We start from the raw sequence: 21,078 nt of genomic DNA, 5'->3' as shown, positions 1-21,078 counted from the left end.
GGGGCCATAACGGCCCCTTCTCTCTTCATGCGAACTGCAAGCGTCAGCCGGCGGCGGCGACTGCACGCTTGGCCATGACCGCGATCAGATTGGCCCGGTAATCCGCCGAGGCGTGGATGTCGCTCATCAGGTTCTTCGCCGGCACCTTCACGCCATCGAGGGCCGACGCCGCGAAATTTTTCGCCAACGCCGCCTCGATCTCCTTAGAGCGAAAGACGCCATCGTCGCCGGCGCCGGTCACGGCGGCGCGGACCCCGTCCTTGCCCTTGGTGACGAACACGCCGACGATCGCATAGCGCGACGCCGGATTGCGGAACTTTTCGTAGGCCGCCTTGGCCGGCGCGGTGAAGCTGACGGCCGTGATGATCTCGCCATCCTTCAGCGCCGTCTCGAACAGGCCCTTGAAGAACTTGTCGGCTGATATCTCGCGCTTGTTGGTGACGATCGTTGCCCCCAGCGCCAGCAGTGCCGCCGGATAGTCGGCGGCTGGATCGTTGTTGGCGATCGACCCGCCGATCGTGCCCTTGTGGCGCACCGCCGGGTCGCCGATCAGCGATGCCATATGGGCGAGCGCCGGACAGGCCTTCCTCAGCTTCTGGTCATTCGCGACGTCGTGGTGCGTGGTGGCGGCGCCGATGGTCACCGTCTTGCCCGACACCTTGACGCCTTGCAGTTCCTTCAGCCGGGACACGTCGACGAGGTCCGAGGGCGCGGCCAGCCGCGTCTTCATGGCGGGGATCAGCGTCATGCCGCCCGACAGGAGCTTCGCTTCGCCGCTTTTCAAAAGCTTGGCGGCCTCGGCAACCGAGGCGGCACGGTGGTAGTTGACCGAATACATGCTTGCTCCCTCCCTCAGTGCTTGGTCTTCGCGCGGATCGCGGTCCACACCGTGGACGGCGATGCCGGCATGGCGATGTCGGCAATGCCGATGGCATCGGTGATGGCGTTGATCACCGCCGGCGGCGAACCGATGGCGCCGGCCTCGCCGCAGCCCTTGATGCCGAGCGGATTGCTCGGGCATGGCGTGTTCGAGGTCGAGACCTTGAACGACGGCAGGTCGCCCGCGCGAGGCATCGTATAATCCATGTAGCTCGCCGTCAGCAATTGGCCGCTGGCGTCGTAATAGGCGCCTTCCAGCAGCGCCTGGCCGACGCCCTGGGCGATGCCGCCATGCACCTGCCCCTCGACGATCATCGGGTTGATGATGTTGCCGAAATCGTCGGCGGCCACGAACTGGATGATCTCGGTCGAGCCGGTCTCCGGATCGATCTCGACCTCGCAGATGTAGCAGCCGGCCGGGAAGGTGAAGTTGGCCGGATCGTAGAACGCCGTCTCCTTCAGGCCCGGCTCCATGCCGGCCGGCAGATTGTGGGCGGTGTAGGCCGCCAGAGCCATCTGGAACCACGGCACGTTCTTGTCGGTGCCGGCAACCTTCAGCGCGCCGTTCTCGATGACGATGTCGCTCTCGTCGGCCTCGAGCAGATGCGCGGCGATCTTCTTGGCCTTGGCCTCGACCTTGTCGAGCGCTTTGGAGATCGCCGACATACCGACCGCGCCCGAGCGCGAGCCGTAGGTGCCCATGCCCATCTGCACCTTGTCGGTGTCGCCATGCACGATCGACACGCTGTCGATCGGCACGCCGAAGCGCTGGTTGACCAGTTGCGCGAAGGTCGTCTCGTGGCCCTGGCCATGGCTGTGCGAACCGGTCAGCACCTCGATCGTGCCGACGGCGTTGACGCGTACCTCGGCCGATTCCCAAAGGCCGACGCCGGCGCCAAGCGAGCCGACCGCCGCCGACGGCGCGATGCCGCAGGCCTCGATGTAGCAGCTCATGCCGATGCCGCGCAGCTTGCCTTGCTTTGAGGCGGCGGCCTTGCGCTTGGCAAAGCCGGCATAGTCCGATGCCTTCATCGCCGCGTCGAGCGAGGCGCCATAGTCGCCGGCGTCATAGTTCATGATGACCGGCGTCTGGTGCGGGAACGACTTGATGAAGTTCGTCCGCCGAAGCTCCGCCGGCGATACGCCGAGCTCGCGCGCGGCGGTCTCCATCGTGCGCTCCAGCAGATAGGTCGCTTCCGGCCGCCCTGCCCCGCGATAGGCATCGACGGGCGCGGTGTTGGTGTAGACGGTACGAACGTTGGCGTGGATCGCCGGCATGTCGTATTGGCCCGACAGCAGCGTGGCGTAGAGATAGGTCGGCACGCAGGACGAGAACAGCGACATGTAGGCGCCGAGATTGGCGATCGTGTCGACCTTCAGCCCGGTGATCCGGTTGTTCCTGTCGAAGGCCATCTCCACCGTCGAGACATGGTCGCGGCCATGCGCGTCCGAGAGGAAGCTCTCGGTGCGGTCGGCGACCCATTTCACCGGCACGCCGGTCTTCTTCGAGGCCCACAGGCAGACGATCTCTTCCGGATAGATGTAGATCTTCGAGCCGAAACCGCCGCCGACATCAGGCGCGATGACGCGCAGCTTGTTCTCCGGCGCGATGTTGTAGAAGGCGCTCATCACCAGCCGCGCGACATGCGGGTTCTGCGATGTCGTCCAGCAGGTGTAATGATCCTCTGCCTTGTCGTAGTGGCCAAGCGCTGCCCTGGGCTCCATCGCGTTGGGCACCAGCCGGTTGTTGACGATCTTCATCCGGGTGACGTGCGCCGCGCCCTTGATCGCCGCGTCGACCGCCTTGGCGTCGCCGATCTCCCAGTCGAAGATCAGGTTGTTCTCGGCTTCGGCATGGATCTGCGGCGCGCCCTTCTCCAGCGCCTTGGTCGCGTCGACCACCGCCTTCAGTTCCTTGTAGGTGATCTCGACAGCCTCGGCTGCGTCGCGCGCCTGGCCCTTGGTTTCGGCAACCACGATTACGACCGCGTCGCCGACATAGCGGACCTTGTCGACGGCCAGCGGCGACCATGCGCCCATCTTCATCGGCGAGCCGTCCTTGGAATGGATCATCCAGCCGCAGATCAGGTTGCCGATGCCGTCGGCCTTGAGTTCCTTGCCGGTCAGCACACCGATGACGCCAGGCATGGCCTGCGCCTTCTTGACGTCGATCTTCCTGATCTGCGCATGCGCGTGCGGGCTGCGCACGAACGCTGCATGCTTCATGCCGGGAACCACCATGTCGTCGACATAGCGGCCGGCGCCGGTGATGAACCGCTTGTCCTCCTTGCGCGCCACGCGGGCGCCAACACCTTCAATGCCCATATGAAATTCCTCCGGAATTTAGGGGAATAGGTCAGTAGGGAAGTAAGGGAGTAGGGAATTAAGAGCCAATTGGCTTACTCCCCTATTCCCTTACTCCCCTATCAAGCAGCCCGTTTCGTCTTGCCCTTCGACCCCTTCGCCATCGCCTTCGAGGCGGCGAGGATCGCCTTCACGATGTTGTGGTAGCCGGTGCAGCGGCAGATATTGCCTTCGAGCTCGGCCCGCACCGTCGCCTCGTCGAGGCCTTCAGGATGACGCGCGATCATGTCTGTCGCCGTCATGATCATGCCCGGCGTGCAGAAGCCGCATTGCAGCCCGTGATGCTCCTTGAACGCGGCCTGCACCGGATGCAGGTCGGCGCCGTTGGCGAGGCCTTCGATGGTCACCACGCTGGACCCTGAGGCCTGCGCCGCCAGCATCGTGCAGGACTTCACCGCCTTGCCGTCGACGTGCACGACGCAAGCGCCGCATTGCGAGGTGTCGCAGCCGACATGCGTCCCGGTCAGGCCGAGATTCTCCCGCAAGAAGTGAACCAGAAGCGTACGGTCCTCGGCGGCGCCACTGACGCGCCTGCCGTTCACCGTCAACGATATGTCCGACATGAAACCTCCCTGGGTATTTTACCTTGGTCGTCCTGGCGCCGTTTTCCTCCCGGCGCCTGGCTGTTCGCCCGTTCACGTGCCGCACAAAAAGCGGGAAAAAATAGCTTGGGCCCTCCACGGGGCGAGAATGCAGTTCGCCCGAAAAGTCGCATATTGTACTTTCGGTCACGCCGGATGGGGGCGGACCATTGCCAAAGCGCCGCCGTGAAGACAACAATGCCTTTCGACGCCGCTCGCCCGACGCGCACAAGACAACGTCGGAGGAAATGCAGGAGAAGGCAGCTGGCCAGTTCGCGGACGCGCTATGCATGCGGCCTCTCGGCGCTCACCACGGATGCGCCCGACGCCAATGCCTTCGCCCGGGCAATCGCGGCGGAAGCGGCGGCGATCGACGCTGGTTTCGCGCTGCTGTTCTTCTCCCAAAGTCTGGTCGATGCGGCGGCGCTGTCGCAAGCGCTGACCGAGCACGCGCCGGCGCTTGCCTATGCCGGCTGCTCGACCGCCGGCGAAATCACGCCGCAGGGGCTCGAGGACGGCCACATCCTTGCCCTGCTCCTGCCGTCCGCCTCGTTCGCCACGGCCAGCATCATGGTCGACAATCTCTCCTCGTCGGGCATGGACAGGATCACCGGCGAGGTCGCGGCGCTCAGGCGCTCGCTGCGCGGCCGCGTCGGACATGGACGGGCCAAGGATACCTTCGCGCTGTGCTTCATCGACGGGCTGTCCTATGCCGAGGAGGCCGTGACGTCGGCCATCCATTGGGGGCTGGATGACATTCCGCTGATCGGCGGCTCGGCCGGCGACGACCTCAAATTCGAGACCACCACGCTGATCTCGAATGGCAAGGTCGCCTCCGACAGCGCCATCATCATGCTGATCGCCACCGAAATCCCCTTCCACGTCTTCAAGACCGACAATTTCATTCCCACCGACGAGAAGCTGGTGGTGACCGCTTCCGATCCCGATCACCGCATCGTGCGCGAATTCAACGCCGTCAACGCCGCCGAGGAATATGCCGCCTCGGTCGGGATCCTGCCGCATACGCTGACGCCGCTGAGCTTTGCCTCGCATCCGGTGGTGGTGAAGGTGGGCGGCGAATATTACTGCCGCTCGATCCAGAGGATGCATGCCGACGGCTCTCTCTCCTTCTTCTGCGCCATCGACGACGGCGTCGTGCTCTCGATCGCCCAGCCGAAGAACATGGTCGAGGCGACACGCGCCGCGCTCAGCGATGTCAGGGAGCGGCTGGGCGGCATCGATATGATCCTCGGTTTCGATTGCGTGCTGCGGCGGCTCGACGCGCGCAACCGCCAGGTGTTCCGGGATATTTCGGAGCTCTACCGGGTCAACAACGTCATCGGCTTCGGCACCTATGGCGAACAGTATCGCTCGATGCATCTCAACCAGACCTTCACCGGCATCGCCTTCGGCGATCGCCTGGCGGCCGAATAGCGCGGGCCGCCCATGCCGCTCCGGGACATCAACGACCTCGAAAAGCTGAAGAAGATCAACGCCGCCCTCGTCAGCCGCGTCGAGCGCTCGATGGACCAGCAGGGCAATGCCTTCTCGCTGTTCCAGACCGCGATCTCGCTGGAGAACCGGGTGCGCACGCGCACCGACGAACTGCATTCGACCCTGCGCCGGCTCGAGCAGACCAACATCGACCTGATCGCCGCCAAGGAAACCGCCGAACTGGCGAACCTTTCCAAGACCAGGTTCCTGGCGGCCGCCAGCCACGACGTGCTGCAGCCGCTGAACGCCGCCCACCTCTCCGTCTCGGCGCTGGCCGAGGTGCAGACCAGCGAGGAAGGCAAGAAGCTGGTGCGCCAGGTCGAGCGTTCGCTGGAGACGATGGAGGACCTGCTGCGCACGCTGCTCGACATCTCCAAGCTCGACGCCGGCGTTGTGCAGCCCGAGATCGGCGATGTCAGCTTGGAGGCGCTGTTCTCCTCGCTGCGTTCGGACTTCCTGCCGGTGGCCGAGCTGAAAGGGCTGACGCTAAAGTTCCGGCCGGTGAACGCGCTGGTGCGCTCCGACCGCACGCTGCTGCGCCGCATCCTGCAGAACATCCTGTCCAACGCGCTGCGCTACACCCGCTCCGGCGGCGTGTTGGTCGGCACCAGGCATCGCGGCGATATTATCCGCATCGATGTCGCCGACACTGGCTGCGGCATTGCCGACGACCAGCGCGAGGCGGTGTTCGAGGAATTCCACCGCGGCAGCACGGCGCTCACCGACACCGGGCTGTCCGGCGGCGGGCTGGGACTGGGCCTCGCCATCGTGCGCCGCATGGCCGCCGCCCTTGGCCATCCGGTGACGTTCTCGTCGAAGCTCGGCCGCGGCACCATCTTCCACATCGACGTTCCGGTCGGCATCGGCGCCGCGGCCGATACGACCGCCAGCACCGCCGATCTGGAGCGGCCGCGCGGCTACGGCCTGTTCGGCACCAAGGTGCTGCTGGTCGAAAACGATGCCGACGTACTGCAGGCGATGACCTTCCTGCTCGAGCGCTGGCAATGCCAGGTGCGCGCCGCGACCTCGACCGACGATGCGCTGGATATGCTTGGCGACACCGACTGGGTGCCAGACATCGTCATTGCCGACCAGCATCTCGACGGCGGCGACCTCGGCACCGCGACCATCGCCGAAGTCCGCGACTATCTCGGCCGCCCGGTGCCGGCGCTGATCGTTACCGCCGACGGGTCGGACGTCGTCGCCAAGGCCGCCCGCGCCGACGGCATCGAACTGATGCGCAAACCGCTGAAGCCGGCGCAACTGCGGGCGCTGCTGGCGCATCTGCTGGCTTGAATTTCAAAACCCCGCCTGATCCCGAAACAGCTCCGCATTATCCAGCTTCGACACCTCGATCACCGCTTGTGTGCGGCTGTAGACGTTGAGCTTGCGAAGGATTTCGGAGACATGCGCCTTCACCGTAGTCTCGCCGACCTGCAGCTCATAGGCGATCTGCTTGTTGAGCATGCCCTGGCGCAGCATCTGCAGCACCCTCAGTTGCTGCGGCGTCAGCCGCGCCAGGCGCTGCACCATATCGGCGCGGTCGATGCTGTCGGCATCGGGCGGCTGGATCTCGTAGGTCTCCGGCACATAGATCGCGCCGTCCATCACCGAGCGGATGGCGCCGGCGAGGTCGCTCTTGCGCGCCGATTTCGGGATGAAGCCGGCCGCGCCGTAGGACAGCGCCTCGGAAATGATGCGCGGCTCCTCATAGCCGGAGACGATCACCACAGGCAGGCGCGGATGGCGGGTCCTGAGCTGCAGCAGCCCGTCGAAGCCATGCACGTCGGGCATGCTGAGGTCGAGCAGCGCGAGGTCGAACGGCTTCGGGCCGGCCAGCAGGTCGAGCGCCTCGGCGATCGAGCGCGCCTCGACCGTATCGACGTCCGGATAGGCCATCTGCACGGCGCTGTGCAGCGCCTCGCGGAACAGCGGATGGTCGTCGATGATCAGAAACCGGGCGCGATCGTTGACTGCGGTCATGATGAGGTCGCTTCACTTGCGCCCAGAATAGGATAATCCCGCAACCATGGCCAGATTATTGGCAAACAATACATCGCCATTCTTGCCGTCGATTGCAGTGCCCAGGTGACGCCATAACCGGAAACGAAAGTAAACGACATGCCGCCGAATGGCCCACAGCGCTGTTTCTTTTGGCCGCGACGGTTTTTTGAACGTCGGCCCGGCCTTGTTCCGCTGAAATTCAGCCGGCAAGCGCCGGTATGACCAGCGCCTTGCCATCGCGCATCCCTTGCCGGGTCGCGCAAATCGGCCGAATGTGCCGACCAGAGATACGATTGAGAGAAACGCATGACGGAATTCGTCCTTCCTTTGCCCGCGACCCCGTCCGTTGCCGTCGCGGGCTCGCACGAACGCTTCGCGGTGCGCCGCATCTTCTGCGTCGGGCGCAACTATGCGGCGCATGCAAGGGAACTCGGCAATGACGAGCGCGATCCGCCCTTCTTCTTCACCAAGCCGGCCGACGCGGTGGTCGACAGCGGCGCCACCATCCCCTACCCGCCACTGACCGCGAACCTGCATCACGAGATCGAGCTGGTCGCGGCGATCGGCAAGGCGGGCTTCCGCATTCCCCGCGACGAGGCGCTTGCTCATGTCTGGGGCTATGCCGTCGGCATCGACCTCACCCGGCGCGACCTGCAGGACCAGGCCAAGAAGGCGGCGCGGCCCTGGGACTGGTCGAAGGCCTTCGACCGTTCCGCCCCGTGCGGCGCGCTGGTCCCGGCGCAGAAGTCCGGCCACCCCGCGAAGGGCCGCATCTGGCTCGCCGTCGACGGCAAGGTCCGGCAGGATGCCGACCTTGCCGAGCTGATCTGGCCGCTCGCAGACATCGTCTCGATCTGCAGCGAGGCGGTCGAAGTGGAACCGGGCGACCTGATCTTCACCGGCACGCCAGCCGGCGTCGGCGCGGTCGGGCCGGGCGAAACGATGACCGGCGGCGTCGACGGCATCGGCGCCATCGAAATCACCATCGGCCAGCCGGCAGCGTGATGCGATGAGCGACCTGATCCTCCACAATTACTACCGCTCCTCCACCTCCTACCGGGTGCGCATCGCGCTGGAGATGAAGGGCCTCAGCTACGACTACGTGCCGCATCATCTGCGCCATGGCGAGCACCTCGAAGCCGCCTACCGCGCGGTCAATCCGCAAGGGCTGGTGCCGGCGCTGGTTCTCGGCGACGGCCGGCTTTTGACGCAGTCGCTGGCGATCATCGAATATCTCGACGAGACCGTGCCCGAGCCGCCGCTTCTGCCGAAGGACGCGCTCGGCCGGGCGCGCGTCAGGATGCTGGCGCAGATGATCGCCTGCGACATCCATCCGGTGAACAATCTGCGCGTGCTCACCTCGCTCCGCACGCTGTTCGGCGCCAGCGACCAGGATGTCGTCAACTGGTTCCGGCACTGGGTGAACGAAGGGTTCCAGCCGCTTGAGACGATTCTCGCTTCATCGCCCGAGACCGGCACCTTCTGTCACGGAGACACGCCCGGCCTTGCCGACATCTGTCTCGCCGCCCAGGTCACCAACAACGCCCGTTTCGGCGTCGACATGGCGCCCTATCCGGTGATCTCGCGCATCCACGCCGCCTGCATGGCGCTGCCGGCTTTCCGCAAGGCGGCGCCGGAGAATCAGGTAGACGCGGAGTAGCCGCACAATTCCGGGTAGAGCATGAGGAGTTGCCGATGAAAGCCGTCGTCTTCGAGAAGTTCGGCGAGGCGCCGACGATCCAGACCGTCCCCGACCCGAAGCCGGCGCCGGAAGGCGTCGTCATCAAGGTCGAGGCGACCGGGCTTTGCCGCAGCGACTGGCATGGCTGGATGGGCCATGATGACGGCATCACGCTGCCGCATGTGCCCGGCCACGAACTCGCCGGCATCGTCGTCGCCGCAGGCAAGCGGGTGACCCGCTGGAAGGCCGGCGACCGCGTCACCGTGCCGTTCGCCATTGGCTGCGGCCGCTGCTTCGAATGCACCTCGGGCAACCACCAGGTTTGCGAGCACCAGACGCAGCCCGGCTTCACCGGCTGGGGCTCGTTCGCCGAATATGTCGCCATCGACCATGCCGACACTAACCTGGTGCGCCTGCCGGACGAGATGGACTTCGCCACCGCCGCCAGCCTCGGCTGCCGCTTCGTCACCTCCTTCCGCGCCATCGTCGACCAGGGCCGGGTGAAGCCGGGCGAATGGGTGGCCGTGCATGGCTGCGGCGGCGTCGGCCTGTCGGCGATTATGATCGCCAGCTCGATGGGCGCTAACGTCATCGCCATCGACCTCACCGACGAGAAGCTGGACTTCGCAAGGAAGATCGGCGCCGTGGCGACGATCAACGCCTCGAACACCCCCAACGTGGTCAAGGCGGTCAAGCAGATCACCAATGGCGGCGCGCATATGTCGATGGACGCGCTCGGCCACCCGACCACCTCGTTCAATTCGATCGCCAATCTGCGCCGCCGCGGCCGCCACGTTCAGGTCGGCCTGATGCTGGCCGAGCATGCCAAGCCGCAGGTGCCGATGGACAAGGTGATCGCCTTCGAGCTCGAGATATTCGGCAGCCACGGCATGCAGGCCTACCGCTATCCGGCGATGATGGAAATGATCCGCACCGGCAAGCTGAAGCCGGAACTTCTGGTCGGCAAGAAGATCAGCCTCGAGGATGCGCCTGCGGCCTTGATGGCGATGGGCGGCTTCGAGGGCATCGGCATCGGCGTAGTGACGAAGTTCTAGGAGCGGATGCCGGCGTCACGCCGAAGCCGCGGGTCTCGGCAACTCCTGCTTGGCGAATCTCTTGGCGCCGACGACGCAAAGCACCACGGCGACGGTGACGGCGATCATCAGCGGGCTGACCTGCTCGTGCAGCAGGCTCGCCGCCAGCGCCAGGCCGAAGAAGGGCTGCAAAAGCTGCAGCTGGCCGACGGCGGCGATGCCGCCTTGGGCCAGGCCGCGATACCAGAACACGAAGCCGATCAGCATGCTGAACAGCGAGACATAGGCGAGGCCGGCCCAGGCGCCGGAGCCGATGCCGACGAAGGACGGGGGCAGCGTTGCAAAGGTCAGCACCAGCATGATCGGCAGCGAGATCGCCAGCGCCCAGCAGATCACCTGCCAACCGCCGAGCCGGCGCGACAGCGCGGCCCCTTCCGCATAACCCAGTCCACAGACGATAATGGCGGCCAGCATCAGGCCGTCGCCAATTGGTGACGCCGTCCCGCCTTGCATCAGGGCAAAGCCCGCGACGAGCGCACTGCCGAGGCAGGAGAACAGCCAGAAGGCCGGGCGTGGACGCTCGCCGCCACGCAGCACGCCGAAGATCGCCGTCGCCAGCGGCAGCAGACCGACGAAGATGATGGAATGGGCCGAGGTGACGTGCTTGAGCGCCAGCGCCGTCAGCAAGGGGAAGCCGACGACCACGCCCAGCGCAACGATCGCCAGCGACAGCAGATCCCCGCGCTCCGGCCGTTTCTGCCGGAACAGGATGAGCATCGCCAGGCCGAGCAGTCCGGCAATCGCCGCGCGGGCCGAAGTCAGGAAGGTCGGATCGAAATCCGCCACCGCCACGCGCGTCGCCGGCAGCGAGCCGCTGAAGATCAACACCCCGACGAATCCGTTCACCCAGCCGCTCGCGGTCTTGTCCATTCCAGGCTCCATTTCTTTCGCCCTGTATCGCGCAGACCCCTATGGTGCAGCCAGAGACAATGCGGTACAATTCGGCAAAACTGTAATGGTCAATTGAGCAATACAGATGACCGAACTCGCTCTGGAAGCCGACGCAGCGCGCACTTTTGCCGCCACCACGCTTGTCGAAACTGTCATGGCGACCATCCGCCAGCGGATCGCTGCCCGCAGCCTGACGCCGGGGGCGCGGCTGCCCTCGATCCGCGCCCTCGCCAAATCCATGCGGGTTTCGAAATCCACCGTCGTCGAGGCCTATGATCGGCTCGCCGCGGAAGGCACCATCCGCTCGCGCCCTGGCTCGGGCTTCTACGCCGCCGGCCAGCTGGCGCCTTTGTCGCTGGCCGAGATCGGCCCCCGTCTCGACCGCGAGGTCGATCCGCTCTGGGTCTCGCGCCAGTCGCTGGAAGCCGGCGACGAGGTGCTGAAACCCGGCTGCGGCTGGCTGCCGGCCGCATGGATGCCGCAAGCCGCCCTGCGCCGGGCGCTGCGCACGGCGGCGCGCGCCGATGATGTCGCGCTTGCCGATTACGGCACGCCGCTCGGCCTGCCGCCGCTGCGACAGTTGCTGGCGCGGCGCATGGCAGGGCATGGGATCGAAGCCGCGCCCGAACAGATCATGCTGACGGAATCGGGCACCCAGGCCATCGATCTCCTGTGCCGCTTCCTGATCGAGCCCGGCGATACCGTTCTGGTCGACGACCCCTGCTATTTCAATTTTCACGCGCTTCTGCGCGCCCACCGCGCCAAGGTGGTCAGCGTGCCCTACACGCCATCTGGGCCGGACATCGACCTGTTCGCCGCGGCGCTGGCCGAGCACCGGCCGCGCCTCTACATCACCAACTCCGGCATCCACAATCCGACCGGCGCGATCCTGTCGCCGGTCACCGCCCACCGGCTGCTCAAGCTCTCCGACCAGGCGGACCTCACCATCGTCGAGGACGACATCTTCGCCGATTTCGAGCACAGCCCGGCCCCTCGCCTGGCGGCGTTCGATGGCCTCAACCGCGTCGTCCAGATCGGCAGCTTCTCCAAGACGCTGTCGGCCTCGGTGCGCTGCGGCTTCATCGCGGCGCCCCGCGACTGGATCGAGCAGCTCATCGACCTCAAGATCGCCACGACCTTCGGCGGCGGCAGGCTGGCGGCCGAACTGGTGCTGACCCTGCTGAAGGACGGCAGCTACCGCAAGCATGTCGAGGCGTTGCGCATCCGGCTTGCGCGCGCCATGGCCGAAACGAGTGCCCGCCTGAAGCCGATCGGCATCACGCCGTGGATCGAGCAGCCGGCCGGCCTGTTCCTGTGGTGCAGCCTGCCGGAGGGCCTGGATGCGGCGGAGGTCGCTCGCCGCGCACTGGCCGACAGTGTGGTGCTGGCACCCGGCAATGCGTTCAGCCTGTCCGGAACAGCCAGCCGCTTCCTGCGCTTCAATGTCGCCCAGTCGGCTGACGAACGCATCTTCACGGCGCTCGAAGCGGCGATGTCAGCGTAATTCCGCTCAGCCGGAAGCGGCGCAGACCGCGCGCACGCAATCGCGCAGCCAGCGTTGCGCCGGATCGGCGTCGAGGCGCGGATGCCAGAGCATGGAGATCGTCACCTCCGCTGTCGCGACCGGCAGGGGAAAGCTGAACATGCCGGCGCGCGCGCCTTCCGTATGCCGCTCGGGCACGCTGGCGATCAGGTCGGACGCGCGGGCCATGGCGAGGGTCGCCGAGAAGCTGGACACCATGCACACCACAGTCCGGCGCAGTCCGAGCTGTTCCAGGGCCTGGTCAATCGGCCCTCTCTCGCGGCCGCGCCGGGAAACGCTGATGTGGCGCCCGGCCGCGAAGCGCGCCGGCGTGACGGGGCCCAGGCTTAGCGGATGGCCGGACCGCGCCGCACCGACGAAACGGTCGCGAAAGAGCGTCTGAATGCGGACCTCGGGTCCGGTCTCGCCGGCTACGCCGATCTCCAGATCGATGGTCGCGTCGCGCAGCGACGCTACGTCCTTGTCGGACTTCGGCGCGAAGCGCAGCCGCACATTGGCAGCCTCCGCTCCGGCGCGGGCGACAAGCCGCGGCCCGAACTCCTCGACGAAGCTTTCGTTGGTGCGCAGCGTAAACGTCCGGTCGAGGCCTTGCAGGTCGAGCAGCCCGGCCGGGCGCAGCAACGCTTCCCCGTCTTCGACCACGCGGCCCACCTGCAGCCGCAATTCCTGCGCGCGCGGCGTCGGCACAAGGCCCCGGCCGGCGCGGACCAGCAGCGGATCGCCCGTCGCCTCGCGCAGGCGCGCCAGCGTGCGGCTCATCGCCGACGGGCTGAGGCGCAGCCTTTGCGCGGCGCGCGCCACGCTGCCTTCGTTGAGCAGGACATCCAGGGCGGCCAGCAGGTTGAGATCGGGTGACGGCATCGCCGGATCATAGCACGGATATATGGCGTCGCATGCATGAATAAGATGCAAATGCTGCGTCTTTCGCCATGTCAGCGAGGGGCGTACGACCAGGCCGAAGCAAAGGAGCAAGCCATGGCGAACGTCGCGGAAAAAGTTGGAACCGAAAGCAATTGGATTGACGGCGCTGCGACGCCCACGCGGTCCGTTCGCTGGGCGCTGGCCAGCCTGTCGCTTGCCACGCTGTTGTCCTCTCTCGGCACCAGCATCGCCAGCGTCGGCCTGCCATCGCTGATGCAGGCGTTCGGCGCCTCGTTCCAGTCCGTGCAATGGGTGGTGCTGGCCTATCTGCTTGCCATCACCACCATGATCGTCAGCGCCGGGCGGCTGGCCGACATTGTCGGCCGCCGTCCGCTCCTGCTCGCCGGCATCGCCCTGTTCACGATCGCCTCGGCGCTCTGCGCGCTGGCGCCGACGCTTGGGCTGTTGATCGCGGCGCGGGCCGCGCAAGGCCTTGGCGCGGCCGTGATGATGGCGCTGACGCTGGCCTTCGTCGCCGGCACCGTCCCTAAGGCCAGGACCGGCAGCGCCATGGGCCTGCTCGGCGCCATGTCGTCGATCGGCACCATGCTTGGCCCCTCGCTCGGCGGACTGCTGATCGCCGGCGCCGGCTGGCGGGCGATGTTCCTGGTCAATGTGCCGCTCGGCATGCTGGCTTTCGCGCTTGCCTGGCGCGCGCTGCCCAAGGACGGCAGGTCCGGGCCGGGACGAAGCGCTTTCGATACGCTCGGGACGGTTCTGCTCGGCCTGACGCTGGCCGCCTACGCGCTGGCCATGACACTGGGCAAGGGCAGCGTTGGTCTGCTCAATCTCGCCCTGCTTGTCGTTGCCGCCCTTGGCGTCGCCTTGTTCATCGTGACGGAATTGAAGGTCGAAACGCCGCTCGTCCGCCTGGCTGCATTCGGCGACCGCATGCTGACCGCAAGCCTCGCCATGAGCGTCGTCGTCTCGACCGTGGTGATGGGCCAGTTGGTGGTCGCGCCGTTCTACCTCTCCAGAGCGCTGGGCCTCGACCCCGCCACCGTCGGGCTGGTAATGTCCACGGCACCGTTGGTCGCGACGCTGGCTGCGGTGCCGGCGGGGCGGCTGGTCGACCGCTTCGGTGCCCAGCCGACGATGATAGCCGGCCTGGCCTCGCTCGTTCTCGGCACGTTTGCCCTCTCGTCGATCCGGATCGCGTTCGGCATTCCCGGCTACGTCGTCCCGGTCCTGGCGCTGAGCGGCGGCTACGCCCTGTTCCAGACCGCGAATAACGCCGCGGTGATGGGGGCCGCGACCGCCGACCAGCGCGGCGTCGTCTCCGGCCTCGTCAACCTGTCGCGCAATCTCGGCCTGATCACCGGCGCATCGCTGATGGGCGCCATATTCGCCGCGGCATCTGCTGGAGCAGATTCAGCGACCCCATCGGCAACCCTGCTCGGAATGCAGGTCACGTTCCGGTTCGCGATGGCGCTTGCGCTGTTTGCGCTCGGCCTTGGCGTGTTCTGCCGGCGGGCGGCTACGAGAAGCAAGGAGCGGGCCGAGGCCTAGAGCTGTTTCGAAATTCGCTCTGGCGAACCATATGGTGGTGGCTTCGAGAACCGGAGCGCAGCGGACGTTTGGGCCTGTGACCACCGGAAGCGCACAAAACGCCATCAGATGGCCGCCAGAGTAGAATTCCAAACAGCTCTAGGCCCCTGCCCGCTTGCGGCGCTCGTACAGCATAACCAGTGTCTCGGCGGTCAAGGCCGGCTTCTGCTCGCCTTCGATTTCGACCGTATTGGCGGCCTTCATCAGATACTGGCCGGGGCCCCTGTCCTCCATGGACAGCAGCGTCGTGCGCAACCTGATGCGCGAGCCGACCCGGACCGGCGCCAGGAAACGCACCTTGTCGAAGCCGTAATTGAAGGCGGCCTGGGTGTTTTCGGGCACGATGCCCATGTCGAGCGCCAACGCGCCGATGATCGACAGCGTCAGATAGCCATGCGCGATCGTGGTGCGGAACGGACTCTGCCGTTTTGCCCTTTCAGGGTCGACATGGATCCATTGATGGTCGCCAGTGCATTCGGCGAACTGGTCGATGCGATGCTGGTCGACCGTCGTCCACTCCGACACGCCGACTTCCTGCCCGGCCATCGTCCTCAACTGCTCGAAGGTCGGCGGCGTCCTCGGCCGTGTTTCCGTCATTCCTGCTTTCCCGATCGCTTTGCCTGTCTCCCGATCACGAAGCGGAGCCCACTGTCAATTCGCCGCCTGGCAATTCGGTTCCGACAGGCAGCGTTTTGCTGCCATGGGTGGCAGTTCGTCCACAATGCCGCCGGAAGGCAGCATTGCCCCTCAACGCCCGCGACCTAGCCGCTCCCGGAAGCGCGAGGGTACCTGGCAGGCAGCACCAGCGACGCCGGTGGGAAGCGTCACTTCTTGTCGTAGCCGGCGCGGATCTCCGCCATCGCGTCCTTGATCCGCTCGCGCAGGATCTCGATGGATTCGGTGCCGGATTTCCTGGCCATTTCAGCCACCTCGCCGGCATTCTTCAGCGCCGTCTCGAAGGATTTGCGCGCGAACTCCGCTTGCCTCGCCATCAACTCCTGCGGATTGCCGGGCGCCCGATAATTCTGCGCCAGATCGGTGATCTCGCGCAACGCGTCCTGCATCATCTCGCGTTGCCGGCTGAGCAACGAGGACGCGCCGGCCGCGCCGGCCCTGGCCGATTTTTCGAGTGCTTCCAGATTCTTGCGGTGGTGGCTGATTATCGCCTCGACATCGACATTCGGCACCTTCAGGTCGCGGCCGAATCTGCTGAACATGTCCAGGAACGAGTCGGATTCCGGTTGCTTCGCCATATCTCTGCTCCCCAATCTACTCCCGCCAGGAAGAATAGAGCACGCTACGCTTGCGTCAATTGACGAGGAACAACCGCTCGGCCGTGTAGAGCACGATGCCAGCAAGGCCGCCGATGACCATGCCGTTGAAGCGGATATATTGCAGGTCCCTGCCGATGTTCATCTCGATCAGCCGGGTGAGCTGGCCGAGATCCCAGCGCTTGACCTGGTCGGCGATGAATTTCGACACGCCGCTCTTCTGGCTTTCGACGAAGGACGACAGCGCCACCACGAACCCCTGGTTCATGTCGGCCCTGATCCGCGCGTCGCTGGCCAGATGGCGGCCGACCTCGACGAACATGTTGGCCAAGTGGGCGCGGATCAGGGAGTTCTCCGCCTGAGCGTCCTGCTCGATGAACTGCCGCAGGCTTTCCCACATGCCGCCGGCCAGCGCCTTCATCTCCGGCTGCTCCAGGAAATCGCGCTTCAACTGCTCGGCCCGCCTGGCATATTGCTTCGACGTCCTCAGCCGTTCGATGAAAGTCCTCGCGAAACGGTCGAACTCTGCCCGCATCGGGTGGTCGGGATCGGCCCGCACCTCCTCGAGCAGCGTGCCTGCCGAGGCCACGATCTTCTTCAGGAGATAGGCGTCGGCGCGAAACAGGTTGAACAGCGACGGCAATTCCTCGCGGATCTTCTCGCGCATGGCGGAGAGCGCCTCCTCGTCGTTGAGGAACCGGCCGATCACCCTGGTGAACTCGTCGAACAGTTTCTGGTGGCGGCGGTCGTCGGTGAGCGCCGACAGGAGCTCGGCGGCAAGCGGCGCCAGCGGCACCTTCTCGACCTCATCCATCATGCGGCTGGTGACGAAGCCGCGCAGGCCGGATTGTTCGACGGCGGCAAGCGTCTGCGGCACAAGGCGGGCGACAAAGCGCGACAGGCCGGCGGCGCGCTCCGCATCGGCCAGCCAGTCGGCGACCAAGGCGGAGAAATCGACCTCGGCCAGCTTTTCGCGCACCGGCTCCGGCGCCAGGAAATTGACCTCGATAAAGCGGCCGAGATTGTCGGCGATGCGGTTCTGGTTTTCCGGGATGATGGCCGTGTGCGGGATCGGCAGGCCGAGCGGGCGCCTGAACAGCGCCACCACCGCATACCAGTCGGCCAGCCCGCCGATGGTCGCCGCCTCGGCGAAGGCGGCGACGAAGCCGAGCCACGGATAGGTGCCCTCGAACGACTTGGCGAGCGCAAAGACCAGAACGCAGAGCGCCAGCGCCGCGGTCGCCACGAACTTGGTTCGCCTCAGCGCCGCAAGCTTGGCAGCGGCGTCGGTGTCGAATCGGACATGGTTCATGGCCGGGGCCGCTTGTGACATTGTGAGCCGCTCCTGATCGATGTTGCGACTTATCTAGGGACGCTGAAGGCCAAATGCCCGCGGCACGCTACCCACGCTCACGATTTGCGCCACCATGCACATAAAGTTGACGCGTTTATTCATCTATCGTGCGCTGCCAGTCTGGAATTGTTCCAAGGTATAGGCCATATTGAGCCCAAGCTACTGGTTCAAGAGGACGAAATGCGGCTGACGCGCCAGACCAACTATGCCATGCGCATCCTGATGTATTGCGCCGCCAATACCGAACGGCTGAGTCGCATCCCCGAGATCGCCGCCGCCTATTCGGTGTCGGAGCTGTTCCTGTTCAAAATCCTGCAGCCGCTGGTGGAGAACGGCCTGGTCGAGACGGTGCGTGGCAGGAATGGCGGCGTCAGGCTCGGCCGTCCGGCCGAACAGATCAGCCTGTTCGACGTCGTGCGGGTGACCGAAGAGAGCTTCGCCATGGCCGAATGCTTCGAGAACGACGCGGTCGAATGCCCGCTGGTTGACAGCTGCGCGCTGAACTCAGCGCTGCGCGAGGCGCTCAACGCCTTCTTTGCCGTGCTGTCGCGCTACACGATCGCCGACCTTGTTGCGGCGCGCCCGAATGTGCGCCATCTGCTCGGCATCGACATGCTGGAGCAGCGGGCCCCGGCCGCCTGATTGCAGCCGGCGGCTAGGCCGCCGATTGCGGCAAAACGAACGGCATATTGGCTGCCGGCAGCACGCCAACTTTCAACCGGCAATCGAACACCTTCTCGATCAGTTCGTCGGTCAGCACGTGCTGCGGCGCGCCCGCGGCGGCGAGCCGGCCGCGATGCATGACGTGGATGCGGTCTGCATACATGGCGGTCAGGTTGAGATCGTGCAGGATGGCGACGACGCCGCCGCCGCGCCTGGCGAAGTCGCGGGCAATGTCCATGATGATCAGTTGGTGCTTGACGTCGAGGCTGGACACCGGCTCGTCGAGGAACAGGTAGCGTGGCTTGCCGTCGAGCACCGGCGCCCAGACCTGGCAGAGCACGCGGGCAAGCTGCACGCGCTGCTGCTCGCCGCCTGAAAGCTCCTGGTAGAATCGTCCGGCAAAGCCGTCGAGATCGACGCGCGCCAGCGCCCGCTCAGGCAGCCGCGCGTTCTCGCCGGGCAGCACGCCGGAGCGTCCGCCGACAAGGCCGAGCCTGACGATCTCGCGCACCGTGAACGGAAAGGACAATGTCGTCGCTTGCGGCAGCACGGCGCGATAGGTCGCCGCCTCAACCGGCTTCATCGCCTTGAGGTCGCAGCCGTTCAGCGCAATGCCGCCCGTATAGGCAAGCTCGCCCGACAGCGCCTTGAGGAATGTCGTCTTGCCCGAACCGTTGGGTCCGACAATGGCCGCGATCTCGCCCGGCCGCGCGGCGAAATCGACGTGGGTGACGATGCGCTTGCCGCAGATCGCCACCGAAACATCGCGCGCTTCGATCATGCCAGCCTCACAGGTCGATCACGCCGCGCTTGCGCAGCAGGATCCACAGGAAGAACGGCGCGCCGGCGACCGCCGTAACGATGCCGATCGGCAGTTCGGCGGGCGCGACGATGGTGCGGGCGACCGCATCGGCCAGCAGCAAGAGCGAGCCGCCGAGCAAGGCCGACGCCGGCAGCAGATAGCGGTTGTCCGGGCCGATCAGCAGGCGCAGCAGATGCGGTACGACGATGCCGACGAAGCCGATGCCGCCGCTGACGGCGACGGAGGCACCAACCGCCGCCGAGACACCGACGATCGCCGTGTATTTCAGCCGCTGCACCGGAATGCCCAAATGGCCCGCCGTCGCTTCGCCCAGCGCCAGCGCGTTGAGGCCGCGCGCCAGGAACGGCATCGCCGAGAGGGCCAGAACGATGACCGGCCCGACGGAGCCGATCTTCTGCCAGGTCGCGCCGGCGAGCGAGCCGAGCTGCCAGAAGGTCAGGTCGCGCAACTGCCGATCGTCGGCCATGAAGATCAGGATCCCGGTCAGCGCCATGGCAAGCGCAGCGAGCGCAAGGCCGGCGAGCAGCATGCTGGCGACCGAGGTGCGGCCATGCCTGGTCGCAACGCGATAGAGCAGCAGCGTCACCGCCAGCCCGCCAGTGAAGGCCGCCAGCGGCAGCGCCAGCGTGCCGAGGGCCGAGGTGAGCGGCGCCAGCCACGTCGAGCCAAGCACGATGACGGCGACGGCGCCAAGGCTGGAACCGGCCGAGACGCCGATCAGGCCGGGGTCGGCGAGCGGATTGCGGAACAATCCCTGCATCACCGCCCCCGACACGGCGAGTGCGGCGCCGATCAGCACGCCGAGCAGGGCGCGCGGCAAGCGGATGTCGTAGACGATCAGCCGGTCGCGGGCGCTCAATACCGCGTCGCCGGGCACCGCACCGGTGAGCCAGTCACGAACGACGCCGACGGCCGAGGCGTCGGAGGCGCCCGATGTCAGCGACAGCAGCACCGAGACGGCAAGCGCCAGGCACAGAGAGAGTATGACGAGACGAGCGCGCGCCGAACGGTCGCCCTCGGCCACCGTCATCCTGCCCGCCGCGCCGGCGATCGATTGACCCGCCATGATCAGTCCGTGACCTGGCCGCCATAGAGCGAAACGGCAAGGTCGTGGATGGCTTCTGCCGTGCGCGGTCCGAAGCCGAGCAGATAGCCGCCATCCATGCGGATGACCTTGCGGGCGAGGCCGGCCGGCGTCGAGGCAATCGACGGATTCGAGAACAGCTCGTCGTCGGACACCGCCGGTCCGGCATTGTCCATCATCAGGATGACGTCCGGCTTGGCGGTGACGATCGCCTCGTCCGACAGCTGTTTGTAGCCGGAGAAGCGCTCGACCGCGTTGACGCCGCCGGCCAGCCTGACGATGCCGTCGGCGGCGGTGTCGCTGCCGGCGGCAAGGATCTTGCCGCCCTGTGTCGACAGCACGAACAGGATGCGTTTGCGCTCCTTGATCGAGGCCGTCTGCTTCTCGGCGGCCTTCAGTCCGGCGTCGACCTTGGCCGCCAGCCTGTCCGCCTTGGCATCGACGCCGAGCGCCTTGCCGACGAGGCGGATTTTTTCGAGGATTCCGTCATGGGTGTAGTGCTCGGGCAGCTCGATGAAGGGAACGCTCGACTTCCTCAGAACGTCGACCGCTTCCTTCGGGCCGCTGCCGTGCAGGGCCAATATCCCCGACGGATTGACCGACAGCACGCCTTCCGGCGACAGCTGGCGCATATAGCCGACGTCCGGCAGCTTGAGTGCGGCTTCCGGATAGCGGCTGGTCGAGTCGCGCGCGACGAGGTGGTCCTCTTCGCCGAGCGCGTAGACGATCTCGGTGATCGAGCCGCCGATGGCGACGATCTTCGACGTGTCGGCGAAGACGGTCGCGGCTTCCTCGGCTCGAACCGGCAGGACGGCAAGAAGAAGCGAAAGTCCGATTGCCGGAGCAAGGTTCGGTCGCGACAGACTGGGGAAGGAAACCATGG

General features: G+C 66.1%; 21 protein-coding genes. 8 read left to right on the top strand and 13 right to left on the bottom strand.

Annotation, left to right across the window (positions count from 1 at the left end; all coding sequences use genetic code 11):
* Positions 1-43 precede the first annotated feature (43 nt).
* The 3 genes from EN846_RS29470 to EN846_RS29460 form a co-directional block, all read right to left on the bottom strand.
* A complete protein-coding gene (locus tag EN846_RS29470) occupies positions 44-838 on the bottom strand; it encodes a xanthine dehydrogenase family protein subunit M (RefSeq protein ID WP_127393493.1) in 795 nt (264 codons plus the stop codon).
* 14 nt (positions 839-852) lie between these two features.
* Positions 853-3,204 (bottom strand): xanthine dehydrogenase family protein molybdopterin-binding subunit, encoded by a 2,352-nt coding sequence (locus EN846_RS29465; protein WP_127393492.1) that lies wholly within the window; start codon positions 3,202-3,204, stop codon positions 853-855.
* Positions 3,205-3,305: 101 nt separating this feature from the next.
* Positions 3,306-3,806: a (2Fe-2S)-binding protein gene (locus EN846_RS29460; protein ID WP_127285950.1), complete on the bottom strand. Its 501-nt coding sequence runs from the start codon at positions 3,804-3,806 to the stop codon at positions 3,306-3,308.
* A 216-nt stretch (positions 3,807-4,022) separates the two neighbouring features.
* Here EN846_RS29460 and EN846_RS29455 point away from each other — a divergent pair, with 216 nt between their 5' ends.
* Together EN846_RS29455 and EN846_RS29450 are read left to right on the top strand one after the other, a co-directional pair.
* Entirely contained in the window at positions 4,023-5,258 is a 1,236-nt protein-coding gene (locus EN846_RS29455; protein WP_245493292.1) for an FIST signal transduction protein, read from the top strand.
* 12 nt (positions 5,259-5,270) lie between these two features.
* Entirely contained in the window at positions 5,271-6,614 is a 1,344-nt protein-coding gene (locus tag EN846_RS29450; RefSeq protein ID WP_127285949.1) for a hybrid sensor histidine kinase/response regulator, read from the top strand.
* Between the two features lie 3 nt (positions 6,615-6,617).
* Here the strand turns inward: EN846_RS29450 and EN846_RS29445 are convergent, their stop codons facing one another.
* A complete protein-coding gene (locus EN846_RS29445; RefSeq protein ID WP_127393290.1) occupies positions 6,618-7,301 on the bottom strand; it encodes a response regulator transcription factor in 684 nt (227 codons plus the stop codon).
* A gap of 12 nt (positions 7,302-7,313) precedes the next feature.
* The gene (locus tag EN846_RS29440; protein ID WP_127393291.1) at positions 7,314-7,559 is read right to left on the bottom strand and encodes a hypothetical protein; all 246 of its coding nucleotides are present in this window, start codon (positions 7,557-7,559) and stop codon (positions 7,314-7,316) included.
* Positions 7,560-7,628: 69 nt separating this feature from the next.
* Here EN846_RS29440 and EN846_RS29435 point away from each other — a divergent pair, with 69 nt between their 5' ends.
* From EN846_RS29435 to EN846_RS29425, 3 genes are read left to right on the top strand one after another with little or no spacing between them, the layout of a single operon-like run.
* Positions 7,629-8,327 (top strand): fumarylacetoacetate hydrolase family protein, encoded by a 699-nt coding sequence (locus EN846_RS29435; RefSeq protein ID WP_127393292.1) that lies wholly within the window; start codon positions 7,629-7,631, stop codon positions 8,325-8,327.
* 4 nt (positions 8,328-8,331) lie between these two features.
* Positions 8,332-8,982: a maleylacetoacetate isomerase gene (maiA, locus tag EN846_RS29430; RefSeq protein ID WP_127393293.1), complete on the top strand. Its 651-nt coding sequence runs from the start codon at positions 8,332-8,334 to the stop codon at positions 8,980-8,982.
* 35 nt (positions 8,983-9,017) lie between these two features.
* Positions 9,018-10,058: a zinc-dependent alcohol dehydrogenase family protein gene (locus EN846_RS29425; RefSeq protein WP_127393294.1), complete on the top strand. Its 1,041-nt coding sequence runs from the start codon at positions 9,018-9,020 to the stop codon at positions 10,056-10,058.
* 15 nt (positions 10,059-10,073) lie between these two features.
* Here EN846_RS29425 and EN846_RS29420 read toward each other — a convergent pair whose 3' ends face one another.
* The gene (locus tag EN846_RS29420) at positions 10,074-10,967 is read right to left on the bottom strand and encodes a DMT family transporter (RefSeq protein ID WP_127285941.1); all 894 of its coding nucleotides are present in this window, start codon (positions 10,965-10,967) and stop codon (positions 10,074-10,076) included.
* 106 nt (positions 10,968-11,073) lie between these two features.
* On the opposite strand from EN846_RS29420, the gene EN846_RS29415 reads away from it, so the two are divergent.
* Complete coding sequence (locus EN846_RS29415; protein WP_135858367.1) at positions 11,074-12,492, top strand: PLP-dependent aminotransferase family protein; 1,419 nt, start codon at positions 11,074-11,076, stop codon at positions 12,490-12,492.
* 6 nt (positions 12,493-12,498) lie between these two features.
* Here EN846_RS29415 and EN846_RS29410 read toward each other — a convergent pair whose 3' ends face one another.
* A complete protein-coding gene (locus EN846_RS29410) occupies positions 12,499-13,392 on the bottom strand; it encodes a LysR family transcriptional regulator (protein ID WP_127394344.1) in 894 nt (297 codons plus the stop codon).
* A gap of 114 nt (positions 13,393-13,506) precedes the next feature.
* On the opposite strand from EN846_RS29410, the gene EN846_RS29405 reads away from it, so the two are divergent.
* Complete coding sequence (locus EN846_RS29405; RefSeq protein ID WP_128346105.1) at positions 13,507-14,961, top strand: MFS transporter; 1,455 nt, start codon at positions 13,507-13,509, stop codon at positions 14,959-14,961.
* A 138-nt stretch (positions 14,962-15,099) separates the two neighbouring features.
* Here EN846_RS29405 and EN846_RS29400 read toward each other — a convergent pair whose 3' ends face one another.
* The 3 genes from EN846_RS29400 to EN846_RS29390 form a co-directional block, all read right to left on the bottom strand.
* Entirely contained in the window at positions 15,100-15,597 is a 498-nt protein-coding gene (locus EN846_RS29400; RefSeq protein WP_127285957.1) for a MaoC family dehydratase, read from the bottom strand.
* 227 nt (positions 15,598-15,824) lie between these two features.
* Positions 15,825-16,253, bottom strand: coding sequence for a phasin family protein (locus tag EN846_RS29395; protein WP_127311406.1), 429 nt, complete (start codon positions 16,251-16,253; stop codon positions 15,825-15,827).
* 55 nt (positions 16,254-16,308) lie between these two features.
* Entirely contained in the window at positions 16,309-17,604 is a 1,296-nt protein-coding gene (locus tag EN846_RS29390; protein WP_127285959.1) for a DUF445 domain-containing protein, read from the bottom strand.
* A 201-nt stretch (positions 17,605-17,805) separates the two neighbouring features.
* On the opposite strand from EN846_RS29390, the gene rirA reads away from it, so the two are divergent.
* Positions 17,806-18,267 (top strand): iron-responsive transcriptional regulator RirA, encoded by a 462-nt coding sequence (gene rirA, locus EN846_RS29385; RefSeq protein WP_127285960.1) that lies wholly within the window; start codon positions 17,806-17,808, stop codon positions 18,265-18,267.
* 13 nt (positions 18,268-18,280) lie between these two features.
* On the opposite strand, the gene EN846_RS29380 is transcribed toward rirA, so the two are convergent.
* The 3 genes from EN846_RS29380 to EN846_RS29370 are packed head-to-tail and all read right to left on the bottom strand — an operon-like array spanning position 18,281 to position 21,076.
* Complete coding sequence (locus EN846_RS29380) at positions 18,281-19,069, bottom strand: heme ABC transporter ATP-binding protein (protein WP_127311405.1); 789 nt, start codon at positions 19,067-19,069, stop codon at positions 18,281-18,283.
* Between the two features lie 7 nt (positions 19,070-19,076).
* Positions 19,077-20,177 (bottom strand): iron ABC transporter permease, encoded by a 1,101-nt coding sequence (locus EN846_RS29375; protein WP_135858363.1) that lies wholly within the window; start codon positions 20,175-20,177, stop codon positions 19,077-19,079.
* Between the two features lie 2 nt (positions 20,178-20,179).
* A complete protein-coding gene (locus tag EN846_RS29370) occupies positions 20,180-21,076 on the bottom strand; it encodes a hemin ABC transporter substrate-binding protein (RefSeq protein WP_127285963.1) in 897 nt (298 codons plus the stop codon).
* Positions 21,077-21,078: the final 2 nt, after the last annotated feature.

This window comes from Mesorhizobium sp. M4B.F.Ca.ET.203.01.1.1 (assembly GCF_004791025.1).
Classification (GTDB): Bacteria; Pseudomonadota; Alphaproteobacteria; order Rhizobiales; family Rhizobiaceae; genus Mesorhizobium; species Mesorhizobium abyssinicae.
This window is presented reverse-complemented; position numbering and strand designations above follow the sequence as displayed.

Excerpts from the sequence above, each read along its gene's own strand:
- EN846_RS29440 (WP_127393291.1), bottom strand. The coding sequence starts at position 7,559 with ATGGCAAGGCGCTGGTCATACCGGCGCTTGCCGGCTGAATTTCAGCGG.
- rirA (WP_127285960.1), top strand. The coding sequence starts at position 17,806 with ATGCGGCTGACGCGCCAGACCAACTATGCCATGCGCATCCTGATGTAT.
- EN846_RS29370 (WP_127285963.1), bottom strand. The coding sequence starts at position 21,076 with ATGGTTTCCTTCCCCAGTCTGTCGCGACCGAACCTTGCTCCGGCAATC.
- EN846_RS29375 (WP_135858363.1), bottom strand. The coding sequence starts at position 20,177 with ATGGCGGGTCAATCGATCGCCGGCGCGGCGGGCAGGATGACGGTGGCC.
- EN846_RS29380 (WP_127311405.1), bottom strand. The coding sequence starts at position 19,069 with ATGATCGAAGCGCGCGATGTTTCGGTGGCGATCTGCGGCAAGCGCATC.
- EN846_RS29460 (WP_127285950.1), bottom strand. The coding sequence starts at position 3,806 with ATGTCGGACATATCGTTGACGGTGAACGGCAGGCGCGTCAGTGGCGCC.
- EN846_RS29390 (WP_127285959.1), bottom strand. The coding sequence starts at position 17,604 with ATGTCACAAGCGGCCCCGGCCATGAACCATGTCCGATTCGACACCGAC.
- EN846_RS29470 (WP_127393493.1), bottom strand. The coding sequence starts at position 838 with ATGTATTCGGTCAACTACCACCGTGCCGCCTCGGTTGCCGAGGCCGCC.
- EN846_RS29415 (WP_135858367.1), top strand. The coding sequence starts at position 11,074 with ATGACCGAACTCGCTCTGGAAGCCGACGCAGCGCGCACTTTTGCCGCC.
- EN846_RS29405 (WP_128346105.1), top strand. The coding sequence starts at position 13,507 with ATGGCGAACGTCGCGGAAAAAGTTGGAACCGAAAGCAATTGGATTGAC.
- EN846_RS29400 (WP_127285957.1), bottom strand. The coding sequence starts at position 15,597 with ATGACGGAAACACGGCCGAGGACGCCGCCGACCTTCGAGCAGTTGAGG.
- EN846_RS29435 (WP_127393292.1), top strand. The coding sequence starts at position 7,629 with ATGACGGAATTCGTCCTTCCTTTGCCCGCGACCCCGTCCGTTGCCGTC.
- maiA (WP_127393293.1), top strand. The coding sequence starts at position 8,332 with ATGAGCGACCTGATCCTCCACAATTACTACCGCTCCTCCACCTCCTAC.
- EN846_RS29420 (WP_127285941.1), bottom strand. The coding sequence starts at position 10,967 with ATGGACAAGACCGCGAGCGGCTGGGTGAACGGATTCGTCGGGGTGTTG.
- EN846_RS29450 (WP_127285949.1), top strand. The coding sequence starts at position 5,271 with ATGCCGCTCCGGGACATCAACGACCTCGAAAAGCTGAAGAAGATCAAC.
- EN846_RS29410 (WP_127394344.1), bottom strand. The coding sequence starts at position 13,392 with ATGCCGTCACCCGATCTCAACCTGCTGGCCGCCCTGGATGTCCTGCTC.
- EN846_RS29465 (WP_127393492.1), bottom strand. The coding sequence starts at position 3,204 with ATGGGCATTGAAGGTGTTGGCGCCCGCGTGGCGCGCAAGGAGGACAAG.
- EN846_RS29445 (WP_127393290.1), bottom strand. The coding sequence starts at position 7,301 with ATGACCGCAGTCAACGATCGCGCCCGGTTTCTGATCATCGACGACCAT.
- EN846_RS29455 (WP_245493292.1), top strand. The coding sequence starts at position 4,023 with ATGCCTTTCGACGCCGCTCGCCCGACGCGCACAAGACAACGTCGGAGG.
- EN846_RS29395 (WP_127311406.1), bottom strand. The coding sequence starts at position 16,253 with ATGGCGAAGCAACCGGAATCCGACTCGTTCCTGGACATGTTCAGCAGA.
- EN846_RS29425 (WP_127393294.1), top strand. The coding sequence starts at position 9,018 with ATGAAAGCCGTCGTCTTCGAGAAGTTCGGCGAGGCGCCGACGATCCAG.